The organism is Chryseobacterium sp. MYb7 (genome assembly GCF_002979455.1).
In the GTDB taxonomy this organism is placed as follows: Bacteria; Bacteroidota; Bacteroidia; order Flavobacteriales; family Weeksellaceae; genus Chryseobacterium.
The window spans coordinates 1-12,025 of sequence record NZ_PCOU01000008.1 but is presented as its reverse complement, the minus strand read 5'-3'; the positions used below and the strand labels follow the sequence as shown (position 1 = coordinate 12,025).

The following is a 12,025-nucleotide window of genomic DNA, read 5'->3' as shown; positions in this document are numbered from 1 at the left end:
TCAATCTGCTGATCCTTATAATTGTTACCATAGCAATTATAGTGGCTTTTATTATGCTTGCCTACAGGGCATTTATAACCAGAATTATAAAGGAAAAAAATGTGCAGCATGAGGCGGAAGTTCTTCATCAGAAAAAATTAGTCCTGGAAAACATCAAAGCTCAGGAAGAAGAAAGAAAAAGAATTGCGGTAATGATTCATGATGATATCGGAAACCGGCTCAACATTCTTTCCTTATGGTTGAATAACCTCGATACCCAGGGCGATGAACTGATCAAAAAAAATATTTATGGTCAGATGTCTTCCCTGATTGATGCTGCCAGAAGTATTTCTCATTCATTGTACCCTGTAAATCTGGAATCAGTAGGACTGGTTTTATACGTTGAAGAATTAATAGCCAATCTTTCCCATAAAATTAATATTTCCATGCAGGTAATGCCTGGATATAAACAGAAAGATCTCTTCGTGGAAGTACAGCTGTACAGGATTATTCAGGAATTTACGACCAATGTGATCAAACATTCTGATGCTACAGATCTCTGGATTTATATAAAAGATTATCCTGAAAATATGGCAGTGGTAATTTCGGATAACGGACAAGGCTTTGAATATGAAAAAGTAAAAAAAGGAATGGGAATCAAAAATATAGAATCCCGTATCAAATCTATGAACGCCACACACAAATGGAAAAAAACATTTTCGAATAAAGGAAGTCGTTTAATTATAAAAATTCCAAAATATCATGAGTTCCCAAATCAAACTAGCACTGATTGATGATGAACAGCTGATCCTCGAAGGGGTAAAAATGTTGCTGTCCAATGAAAAAAATATATCGGTATGCCTTACCGCAGATAATGGCCCCGATTTTATTGAAGACCTCGGAAAACTTTCAAAAGATGAATTTCCTGATATGGCTCTTGTAGATGTTCAGATGAAACCTATGAATGGTTTTGAACTGGTAGAAATCCTGAAGGAAAAATTTCCCGATCTTAAAATTATTATCCTGTCATCCCATTATAAAACCTCTATTCTTGGATATATGGTCAAGCTGGGAGTATCAGCATTTCTTCCTAAAAACTCGAATAAACAAACATTTATTGATGCCATTACAATGGTGGATAAAAACGGAGTCTTTTTCACAGCTGAAGATCATCAGATGCTGTTTACTTATATGAACAGTACTGCTAAGAAAAATTCTCTTTTTGAAACAGAAGACGAGTTGTCCGAAAGAGAAAAAGACGTTGTAAAACTGATCTGTCAGGAATTTACCAACAACGAAATAGGAGAAAAACTCTTTATCAGTCCAAGGACAGTGGAAAGCCACCGTCAGCGAATTCTCGAGAAGATTGGAGCCAAAAATACAGTAGGTATCGTCATTTATGCCATTGTCAACAATATATATTCCCTTGAAAAAATATAATCTGGTTCCGTAGAAATACGGAATTTTTTATTTGGTACTTTTCACTCTAGCGATCCTTGTTTTTCTTCTGTTATTTTGAAATGTCTCTTTTAGGGATGTTAGTTGAAAAAACACAAACAAGATCTGTAATAAAAAATTAAAGTAAAAACATGAATGGCAGCAGTGTGATTTCCGTCGGGATTTTCTTTGACGGTACAGGAAATAATGGGGTTAATATTCTTTCAGCGGATAAACCACTGAACAATAATGAAAGCTATTATGGTACCTTCAGCAATATCTATAAATTATACAGTTTATTTATTGGAGATGAAAAAATATATATCGAGGGAATAGGAACCGTAACAGGTAGTGAAGATAGTAATTTTGCGATGGCAACATGTGCCAATCCACCCTATGGGAACGGATATTCTTCTGATGATAAACTTCAGAAAGTCTGGGATTTTATACAAGAGATTGCTCATGACGAAGCCAAAGAATACAACTTTTATATCTATGGATTCGGGAGAGGAGGTATGCTGGCAAGAACTTTGTGTAACCAGCTTTTGAGCCATTTTTCTTTGGAAAATTGCAGAATAAAATTTTTAGGAGCTTTTGATACCGTAGAGTCCAAACCTTTTAATACCTATAACCTGAACATTCCTGTGCAGGTAGAGAATGCTTTGCATCTCTGTGCAGTCAATGAAAGCAGATTTTTTTTCCCACTTACCGGTTTTTTTGAAAACTCAAAAACTATGCAGGATCAGAAATCTGAAAATCAGTCATCTGTTTGGAAGGAAGTTTTTGTACCGGGAGATCATGCGGATATAGGAGGAGGATATCTGGAAGGACCACAATCTGTTTATATTTCTACAGATTTCATGGATATTGATGATCTGCATAACTATGTCTCAGATATAAGAAATGCAAAAACCAATGCCGAAGGAAATAAAATTTGGGATGCCTTGCTGTCAGGATATGAAGTGGAGACAGCCAACGGGCTTTCACAGGCATATGTATGTAGAGATAAAGTATACAATGATCTTTCAAAAGTATATGGAAAACTGATGATGGAGGAAACCAATGAAATATTATCTGTTTTTAGTACAGAAAACTATGCCTATTTTGGAACGGATTATAATAAACATGCTTTTCTTAATCGGTTTTATATCAAAATGAAAGAATATATAAAAGATCTCTCCGTAAGCAAAAAACCTATATACGATTTTGCGAAATTGGCAGATTATACCCATATTTCAGCCAACTTCGGATTGTATAGTCATAGTTTCAGGAATAGATCGCAGCAGGAAATTAATATTGAAATGATTAACAACGGGCTCAATGTTTCCAGCAGTACATCTGTTGATCAAACCAGCCAGACAAGACTTTCTGTGGAACTTCATCTGCCGGAAGACAGCTTTGTTGCAGATTTTCTTTATGGAACCAGTGTTCCTAATAATGATATCTGGGTCCGTTCAATTATAAAAACTCCAGCAGTTATTACTTCACATTAAATGAAATAAAGAACCAGTGCAACACTTCTCAGTTTTAAATTTAGGTTAGGGGACATCATTCAGGTGTCTCCTTTTCTTTATAAAGGCTTATAGAGCAATGAGTACAATTACGGAATACTAAATTTGGTGTTTTATACGGTATTTTTTAGATTTTAATTCTCGTTACTTTGAGTTGTTCATTTCGAGAAGCTTCAAAATAAAAACTGAACAAAGGCGTATTCTGAAAAGCCTAATCTCAAAAAGAGTAAGAACATTAAAGATTAAAACAATGGAAAAGACACTGATTCAAAGACCCGGAACTATGATATACTCAATTAATTTTGATTTTACATCCGCTGATCAAAGACGCATTTTACAATACCTGCAGGAAAACGGATACCAGCTTTTAGGGTATAAAGGAGCAACAGGTCCTAACCAAATCACTTCAGGAGTACCAACTTGGTTTGCGATGAACTTTACAGAGATGTTCGGTATGGCGGAAATAGATTGTGAACCTCAATATAAAGTATATGTTTTCAATAAAGAAGTTATTCAGCCTAATACAACCATTCAGATGCAGGCATTATCACAGGAAATTTCTTTAGGTACATCCTTAATTTTCCATCCGGATGGCTCATTTACTACTAATGGAAGCGCTCCTGAAGGAACAATTAATGTAAGAAATGAAAGACCCGCAGGCACCCCTGCTCTCACTATTGGCATTGCAGGAAAAGTAAATGGAAGGTTTCAGCCTTTTTGTGCATTTACATGTAATGCAAAAGGAGAGGTGAATATGCAGCCTAATGAAAATATAGTTTTATTGGCGGCTCAGTCCAATACCTATTCAGGATCTGTTGCTGGTAATACTACAACATCAGGATGCCAATTTATGTTCAGTGCGAGAAATATAGAATATGATCTGGAAATTGTTGCGGGAACATATGGTATAACAAGCAGTCCAGGAGCAGCTCCTGTAGATCCTGTACCTGCAGGGCAATCTTTGATACAGCTTCTCAATAAATAGAAACATTTTAATAAATAGAAACATTTTACATCCAAATCACTAAAACAAAATAATTATGAAAGTTTCAGAATGGCTTAAAAAAGCAAACAAACTTTTAGACACTTGTGAATACGAAATCAGTATTAAAAATGGAAGTAAACCCATCACAATGTCTGAAGCGAAGACCTTGAATGAATTGCAGGTTGCAATAGGATCTAACCATGGGATCAAACAAGTGAAATATAAAGAAGCCGAAGCAACCCTTGTAGAAATGATTGCAATGGTACAGGCGGGACAGAAAACACCGCCGCTTACCCCAGGATAAATTTCTTATAAAATCAGTTCATATGCAAATGAAATAGTTGTCTTTTTGGGCAGCTATTTTTATTTCTGGGCTATTCATTTCTTTTTCCGTATTTTTGCACCCGAAAATTCATTATTCATTACTAATTATTAATTAAGATGCTTTCGGTTCAAAGTTTAGGGTTACATCATTCAGGAAATTACTTATTTCAAAATGTCAGTTTTACCATCAAAAAAGATGATAAAGTAGGTCTCGTAGGAAAAAATGGAGCGGGTAAATCCACTCTGTTAAAAATGCTGTCCGGAGAAATTAATTTCTACGAAGGAGAGGTAGTAACTGAAGGTAGTGTTACCATTGGTTTCCTTAAGCAGGATCTTGACTTTGTGAAAGGAAGAACCGTCTGGGCTGAAACAATGCAGGCTTTTGAGCAGATCAATGCCTGGAAAAATGAGCTTGAAGAGGTAAATCACCAAATGACGGTGAGAACAGACTACGAAAGTGATTCTTATACGGATCTGATTAATAAAATGACCGAACTGAATGACCTTCTAATGAACCATGATGCCTACAATCTTGAAGGCGACATGGAGAAAGTTCTGTTTGGTTTAGGATTTAAAGCAGATGATTTCCAAAAAATCACCGATGAATTTTCCGGAGGATGGAGAATGAGAATCGAATTGGCAAAATTGCTTCTTCAGAAGAATGATATTATGCTTCTTGATGAGCCTACCAACCACCTGGATATGGAATCCATCATCTGGCTGGAAAACTTCCTGAAAGACTATCCGGGAGCTATTGTTCTCGTAAGTCACGATAAACAGTTCATGACAGCGGTTTGTAACCGTACTTTTGATATCAACAATAGGAAAGTTGACGACTATAAAGCCAACTACTCGAAATATTTGGTTATGAGAGAAGATCGACGTGAAAAACTGGTTCAGGCTAAAAAGAATCAGGATGCGGAGATAAAGCAGATGGAAGACAACATTAATAAGTTCCGTGCAAGTGCTACAAAAGCATCTTTTGCACAGTCACTTATTAAGAAATTAGATAAAATAGAACGTATTGAAGTGGATAATGAAGACGTTTCAAAATTCAACATTCGTTTCGTACAGTCTATGGTTCCTGGAAAGATCATCTTTGAAGCAGAGCATTTAGGAAAAGCTTACGGACAAAAACAGATTTTTGATGATGTAGACTTTATCGTTCAGAGAGGAGACAGAATTGCTCTTTTAGGACAGAACGGGCAAGGAAAAACAACGTTGGCTAAAATTTTAGCAGGAGATATTAAAGATTATTCCGGTACCTGGAATCTTGGCCACAACGTCAACATCGGATACTTTGCACAGAATCAGGAAGAGGTTTTAACCCCTAATAAAACGGTTCTGGAAGAAGCAGAAGATGCTGCAACCGAAGAAACAAGGCCTAGAGTAAGAGATCTTTTAGGATCTTTCCTTTTCCAGGGAGATGCCGTTACCAAGAAAACAAAAGTGCTTTCCGGGGGAGAAAGAAACCGTTTGGCACTTTGTAAACTGTTGCTTCGTCCTTTCAACACGCTGATCATGGACGAACCTACCAACCACCTTGATATCCAGTCTAAGGAAATTATCAAGCTGGCGCTGCAGAATTTTGAAGGAACTTTAATTGTAATTTCGCACGACAGGGAATTCCTTCAGGGACTTTGTGATAAGATCTACGAATTCCGCGATGGGAAAATGAAAGAATTCCTGGGAGATATCAATGAATATCTTGAATACAGACAGAAAGAAACCATCAGAGAGATTTCTGCAGAAAAGGCCAAACTTCACAGCGAAGTAAAGGTAGAGCCTAAGAAAGTGGAAGTGAAGCCTGTAGTGAGCAACAGTTCATCTTCAAACATTGTAAGTAAAGAACAGAAAAATATTCAGAATAAAATCAAGAAAGTAGAAGAGAAAATTTCCGAGCTTGAAACAAAAGTGGAAGAAATGGAAGCCTCTTTTGCCAAAGAAAATCCTTCAGATGAAACCTTAGAGCAATATAATAAAGCTAAGGAAGAGCTGGAGACCGCTTTACAGGAGTGGGAATATCTTGGAACTCAACTGGATTAAACTAAAATATAAAAGCTTCATAAACTAAAAATTATGAAGCTTTTTTTTGTAACAAAATCAGCTCGATTTCTACATATTATCAATAATCATAGAGTAATTTAATGAAACTTTAAGGAAACAATTAAATTATTTTCATAATTTTGAACCATGATTTTTAAAGAAAGCAGAAACCTAAAGAGTTTTATCTCCAAGCTATTGTTTGGGGTATACTTCCTCGCGCTGCTTTCTCAGAGCTTTCACCACCATGATTCCGTAGATTATTTTAAGGCTTTCAATCTTAAAAAAGTTGAGAATATGGTGACGAAAGCAGTTACTAAAGAGAAAGCTGGCGACTGTCTGGCCTGCCACTTTTTGGTTACCGGACATACATTAGCTCCTGAAGAATTCAGTTTTACTTTTGAGCATTACAGTCATGAAGTAAAACAAATCATCGCTATTCAGGAGAAAATTTGGTCAAAGACCAAATTCACTTTTCAACTTCGGGGGCCGCCCGCACTTTCATAATTCACAGATTCTTATTGGGTTTAAAGTTTTTTACTTTAAAGTTAAATGTTTAATGCTTCAAATTTGATGTTTAAAGTTTAAGGTTGTTGTAGAACAGCTGATACTGTGTAATTGATATTTAAATAATGTCCAATTACTAGTTTCTAACCTCTAGCTTTTAGTTTCTCATCATTGATACATAGTACAATTAAACGAATCCAATCCCACAAATTTTAACGAAAAATGTACTCCATTGAAAGAGTACGCAATCAATCTATTTACAATGAAATTGATATATTGCCTGCTGCTGATCTTTTGCGGATCAGTATTTACAAGTGCACAAAAAACTTATACTGTAGAGGGAACCGTTCATGATTTTCATGATAAAACACTGCTGGAAAATGCAGTGATTAAAATCGGGAGCTTTACAGCCAAAACAAACAAGAAAGGTCAATTTTCTTTTGACAAAATTCCTGCAGGAAAGTATACACTCATTGCTCAGCATCCTGATTGTGATGATTATACTGAAAATATAGGAGTTACACAGGATGTACATCTGGTTATTACACTGGAGCATCACGTCAAAGATATCGAAACAGTGACCGTTCACGGAAGCCACAAGAACAATGGAAGCATGGTAGTGAAAACCCTTGATAAATCAGTACTTTCAAGAAATGTTACTGAAAACTTAGGGAATTTACTAACTAATATTTCCGGTGTTAACGTTCTTAAAACAGGAAATAATATCGCCAAGCCTATTATTCATGGGCTTTATGGAAGTAGAGTTTCCATTCTTAATGATGGCGTAAAACTTGCCGAACAGGAATGGGGAGTGGAGCATGCGCCCAATGTAGATGTCAATAATTTTGAACATATTGATGTCATCAAAGGAGCATCAGCTTTGAAGTATGGAGCGGGAGCTGTAGGTGGAGTTGTTGTCTTGCAGCCTCAGGTTTTGCCTAAGAAAGATACCATCATGGGGAATGTTTCTCTTTCCGGAATTTCAAACGGAAGAGGAGCGGATCTTAATGTAAAACTGGCAAAAACATGGGAGAATGGCTGGGCCATCAAAACCAATGGAAGCTATAAAAAACTTGGTGATCTTGAAGCTCCGGATTATGGCCTGATGAATACCGGACTTGAGAGCTCCGGATTTAATTTTGGGGTGCAGAAAATGACATTTGAAAAAGGGTTTTCATTTGATTATTATCTGACAAAAAGCACAGTTGGAATTCTCAGAAGCTCTCACGTAGGGAACTCCGAAGATCTGCGTACTGCTCTTACCTCACCAGAACCAATCTATCAGAGAGACTTTAGTTATGATATTGATAATCCTAAACAGGAAATTGAACATCATATTGCTAAAGTTTCGGCTTACAAAAGGTTTGAAAATTTTGGAAAGATAACGGCTACTTACAGCTTCCAGTACAATCACAGAAAAGAATATGATATCAGACGTACAGAAGCTTTGAGCAAAAAACCGGCATTGGATCTTGAACTGATCACCAATGATCTGAATGTGAACCACCTGATAGAAAGAGGAAACTGGAATCTTGAAACAGGAATTAATGCAGGGTATCAGAACAACTATTCCAATACGCAGACCGAAGCAAGACGTCTTGTTCCGAACTACGACAGATATTATGCAGGAATTTATTCCGTATTAAAATATAAAATTGCTCCCCAATTGGATCTTGAACTGGGAGGCAGATATGATTACGATCATTATGACGTAACAAAATGGTATGATCTGAGCGACTGGAATAAGACCTATGCCGCAGATTATTCAAACTTTGTAGTAAGAATAAACCAAAACAGAATTCTTACCAATCCATCATTAACCTATAATAATATTTCAGTAAACGGAGGACTGGTTTACCATCCATCCGAATATTTTAACCTGAAATTTAATTATGCCAGAGTGTCAAGATCTCCAAATATTGCAGAGCTTTTTGCTGATGGACTTCACCATTCTGCAGCCATTATTGAAAGAGGAGATATGAGAATGAAAAGTGAAACAGGAAATCAGTTTAATCTGGTCGCAGACGTAAAAGCAAATGTCTTAAAAGGATTGAATATTTCAGTAAACCCGTATTTCTTTTATACTCAGAATTTCATCAACCAGATTCCTACAGGATATCAGAATACCCAGTGGGGAGGAGCTTTTGTAGTATACAGTTATCAGCAGATCAATGCAAAAATGTATGGATTAGATATTGATGCACAGCTTAAGATCACAGATAATCTGACTTACAAAGGAAGTGGTTCCTATGTTTATGGGCAGGATACGACTAATAATGTACCTCTTATCCTAATGATGCCTCCAAATTTTAACAATTCATTGGAATTCAATAAAAAAGAATGGAAAAATTTCTATTTCAGCGTAAGTAACAATACGTATCTGAAACAGACAAGATTTCCTGTTTATAACGTTCCGATCAGATTATTCGATTCTGATGGAAATGCTTACAATGAAGATGTAGATATCTCTACACCTCCAAGCGGATATTCGCTTTGGAACCTTCAGACAGGGGTGAATCTGTCTAAAAATTTCGGAATTGATTTCTCAGTTCGAAATGTCTTCAATAAGTCTTACAGAGATTATCTGAACAGACTTCGTTTCTTTTCCAACGAAATGGGAAGAAACTTTATTGTAACTCTTAAATATCAATTTTAATTATTTAAAATCAAAAACATGAAAAATATTTTTAAAAATACTACTCTTATCTTAGGACTTTTCTTTGCTGTTTTTTTAAGCTTAACATCATGTAACAGAAGCGATGATGAAGCAGATGACCTTCCTCAGGAAGAACTTTCAGATGTGCTCTTAAGAGTAACAGATGTGGCTACAGGAACCCCTGTGGTATATGATTACCAGGTGAATAGTACTACGAATCCAAATGTTAAATTAATCAACGGTCATACCTATAACGTAGAAGTTATTTTCAAAAATGGAAATGAAGATGCTACTCAGGAAATCAAAGATGCAAAAGATGAACATTTCTTAGTATACAATTTTCCTAACTCTGATATCACTTTAACCCGTACTGATGATGCAAGCTCTACAAGAGGAGACGGAAACAGAGTAGGGTTGAAAACAAAATGGGTGGTAAATACTGCTGTAAAAAATGCTTCTGCACCTAGTCAGCTGGTTCTTACATTATTCCATGAGCCGGTAACGGTTTCTGAAACTTCTGCAGCAAGCGGAAACGGAGTAATCTACGGAACTCATACAGGAGGAGAAACAGACGCGCAGGCCAACTACAATATTATTAATTAATATATTCTTTAATCTTGTTTGAACCACCGGAATTCTCCGGTGGTTTTTTATTTAACAATATTTGGCGTTATAAGTTGATTTTAAATGGGTGATTTTCATAAAAAATTCATATTTTTGCAACCTAAAATTTTAATCAATAATGAAGGTTACCGCACAAAACCATGATGACGTAAGTGCATTGCTTACAGTAACATTGGAAAAATCTGACTACAAAGAAAAAGTAGAGAAGCAGTTGATTAATTATGCTAAAAATGCGCAAGTTCCTGGATTCAGAAAAGGGAAAGTGCCTTTGAGTATGGTTAAAAAACAATATGAAGCAGGTATTGCATTCGAAGAAATCAACAGACAAGTTTCTGATGCTTTAAACAACTATGTTAATGAGAACAAATTAAGATTAGTTGGTCAGCCTGTTCCTCAGCCAGTAAACGAATTAGATTACAATGCTGAACAATTAGAAGTTGCTTTCGAAGTTGGATATGAGCCTGAATTCACTATAGATTTAGCTAAATATGAAGCTCCTCACTACAAAGTAGAAGCTTCTGACAAAGAGATCAGCAAGAGTATTGAAAACATGCAGAAGCGTTTCGCTGAGCAGGTTCCTCAAGATAAAATCACTAAAGATTCTTACATTGCTTTAGAAGTTTCTCAGGTTGTGGAAGAAGATGCTGAAGGAGAGCACCACCACCACCCAAAAAACCTTACCATTACAGCTGAAAACAAAGAAGCTTTCAAATTGGTAAAAGGTTTGAAAATGGAAGGTTCTGTAAAAGTAACGAAAGAAGCTCTTGCAGGTGATGAAGAATTAGCTAAAGAATTAGGATTCAGCAAAGAAGAAGTAGAGCACCTACACCATAATGAATTAGAAGTAAAAGTAAAAGATTTCTATTCATTAAACTTAGCTGAGCTTAATCAGGATCTTTTCGACAAAGTATACGGAGAAGGAAACATCAAGTCTGAAGACGAGCTTAAAGATAAAGTAAAAACTGAATTAGACGAGTATTTCCAACAAAATGCCGATGTTCACTTTGTGAATAAAGTATTAGAGCAGGTAACTGAGAAAGAAGAAGTAAAACTTCCTGAAACGTTCCTTGTGAAGTGGTTATTATTCTCTAACCAGAACATCCAGTCTGAAGCACAGGCTAAGGAAATTCTTGAAGCTGAGAAAAACCAGTTGAGATACCAGATCATCGAAGGTAAATTGATGACTGATAACGAAATCAACCTTGACTATGCTGATGTATTAGCTCAGGCTGAGCAGTTGGTGAAAAACCAATTGGCAATCTACGGAATCCACCACTTAGGTGATGAAGAAGTTCAAAAATATGCTGTTGAAATGTTGAAAGACCAGGAGCAGGTAAGACAAATTTCTTCTGAAGTAGCTATGGCTAAATTGAAAGATGTAATTCTTGAAAAAGCAAGCAAAAAAGAAACTAAAATTTCTCACGACGAATTTTTAGAAGAACTTAAGAAATAATTATACTCCGATATAAATATTTGAAAACCGTCAATTTTTTGGCGGTTTTTTTTATGATGTTAATATTAATCACGCATCATTCATCCACTTATCATTTATTACTCATTACTCATTACTCATCCATATGTCCGCCAATATTCCTATATTTACCCAATAAACTTTATTATAAATATGAAAAAGATCATCATTCCGTTTTTCTGTGCTGTGCTTTTTTCAGTACCGGCAGCAGCTCAGAAGAAAGCGGCTGCATCTGTTAAAACAGAAGCTGTAAAATCAAAACTGACACCTAAAGAAGTTCTGGATAATTATTTCAAAGCTTTAGGAGGAAAAGATAAATTGGAGGCTGTAAAATCTACCATTACTGATAATACGGTTTCCGTACAGGGAATGGAAATTCAAATGACCACTAAGAAATTAGGAAATAAATTCGGTATTGTTAAAATAAAATAGATTTTATATTTTTGGAATAAAAAAAATGGATTGTCCAAAATGCCATAGTTCTTCTA

General features: G+C 35.8%; 11 protein-coding genes. All 11 read left to right on the top strand.

Annotated features, from left to right (window positions below; genetic code table 11):
- Positions 1-101 precede the first annotated feature (101 nt).
- The 11 genes from CQ046_RS08310 (at position 102) to CQ046_RS08260 (ending at position 11,969) form a co-directional block, all read left to right on the top strand.
- On the top strand, positions 102-773 hold the full coding sequence (locus CQ046_RS08310) for a sensor histidine kinase (protein WP_228406910.1): 672 nt from the start codon (positions 102-104) through the stop codon (positions 771-773).
- Entirely contained in the window at positions 742-1,419 is a 678-nt protein-coding gene (locus tag CQ046_RS08305) for a response regulator (RefSeq protein ID WP_105701816.1), read from the top strand. The genes CQ046_RS08310 and CQ046_RS08305 overlap by 32 nt, the downstream gene beginning before the upstream one ends.
- Before the next feature lie 149 nt (positions 1,420-1,568).
- The gene (locus CQ046_RS08300) at positions 1,569-2,909 is read left to right on the top strand and encodes a T6SS phospholipase effector Tle1-like catalytic domain-containing protein (protein ID WP_105701815.1); all 1,341 of its coding nucleotides are present in this window, start codon (positions 1,569-1,571) and stop codon (positions 2,907-2,909) included.
- A 268-nt stretch (positions 2,910-3,177) separates the two neighbouring features.
- Positions 3,178-3,912 carry a hypothetical protein gene (locus tag CQ046_RS08295; protein WP_123906591.1) on the top strand — a complete coding sequence of 245 codons (735 nt, stop codon included), beginning with the start codon at positions 3,178-3,180 and terminating at the stop codon, positions 3,910-3,912.
- Positions 3,913-3,967: 55 nt separating this feature from the next.
- A complete protein-coding gene (locus tag CQ046_RS08290; protein ID WP_105701813.1) occupies positions 3,968-4,216 on the top strand; it encodes a hypothetical protein in 249 nt (82 codons plus the stop codon).
- Positions 4,217-4,353: 137 nt separating this feature from the next.
- Positions 4,354-6,282, top strand: a complete 1,929-nt coding sequence (locus CQ046_RS08285) for an ABC-F family ATP-binding cassette domain-containing protein (RefSeq protein WP_105701812.1) — start codon at positions 4,354-4,356, stop codon at positions 6,280-6,282.
- A 147-nt stretch (positions 6,283-6,429) separates the two neighbouring features.
- Positions 6,430-6,786, top strand: a complete 357-nt coding sequence (locus CQ046_RS08280; protein ID WP_228406909.1) for a hypothetical protein — start codon at positions 6,430-6,432, stop codon at positions 6,784-6,786.
- Between the two features lie 262 nt (positions 6,787-7,048).
- Positions 7,049-9,442: a TonB-dependent receptor gene (locus CQ046_RS08275; protein ID WP_105701811.1), complete on the top strand. Its 2,394-nt coding sequence runs from the start codon at positions 7,049-7,051 to the stop codon at positions 9,440-9,442.
- A gap of 18 nt (positions 9,443-9,460) precedes the next feature.
- Positions 9,461-10,045 (top strand): hypothetical protein, encoded by a 585-nt coding sequence (locus tag CQ046_RS08270; protein ID WP_105701810.1) that lies wholly within the window; start codon positions 9,461-9,463, stop codon positions 10,043-10,045.
- 139 nt (positions 10,046-10,184) lie between these two features.
- A complete protein-coding gene (locus tag CQ046_RS08265) occupies positions 10,185-11,519 on the top strand; it encodes a trigger factor (RefSeq protein ID WP_105701809.1) in 1,335 nt (444 codons plus the stop codon).
- 171 nt (positions 11,520-11,690) lie between these two features.
- Positions 11,691-11,969, top strand: coding sequence for a hypothetical protein (locus CQ046_RS08260; RefSeq protein ID WP_228406908.1), 279 nt, complete (start codon positions 11,691-11,693; stop codon positions 11,967-11,969).
- Positions 11,970-12,025 lie beyond the last annotated feature (56 nt).

Coding starts and splice junctions, on each gene's coding strand:
- CQ046_RS08305 (WP_105701816.1), top strand. CDS start 742: ATGAGTTCCCAAATCAAACTAGCACTGATTGATGATGAACAGCTGATC.
- CQ046_RS08300 (WP_105701815.1), top strand. CDS start 1,569: ATGAATGGCAGCAGTGTGATTTCCGTCGGGATTTTCTTTGACGGTACA.
- CQ046_RS08295 (WP_123906591.1), top strand. CDS start 3,178: ATGGAAAAGACACTGATTCAAAGACCCGGAACTATGATATACTCAATT.
- CQ046_RS08290 (WP_105701813.1), top strand. CDS start 3,968: ATGAAAGTTTCAGAATGGCTTAAAAAAGCAAACAAACTTTTAGACACT.
- CQ046_RS08285 (WP_105701812.1), top strand. CDS start 4,354: ATGCTTTCGGTTCAAAGTTTAGGGTTACATCATTCAGGAAATTACTTA.
- CQ046_RS08280 (WP_228406909.1), top strand. CDS start 6,430: ATGATTTTTAAAGAAAGCAGAAACCTAAAGAGTTTTATCTCCAAGCTA.
- CQ046_RS08275 (WP_105701811.1), top strand. CDS start 7,049: ATGAAATTGATATATTGCCTGCTGCTGATCTTTTGCGGATCAGTATTT.
- CQ046_RS08270 (WP_105701810.1), top strand. CDS start 9,461: ATGAAAAATATTTTTAAAAATACTACTCTTATCTTAGGACTTTTCTTT.
- CQ046_RS08265 (WP_105701809.1), top strand. CDS start 10,185: ATGAAGGTTACCGCACAAAACCATGATGACGTAAGTGCATTGCTTACA.
- CQ046_RS08260 (WP_228406908.1), top strand. CDS start 11,691: ATGAAAAAGATCATCATTCCGTTTTTCTGTGCTGTGCTTTTTTCAGTA.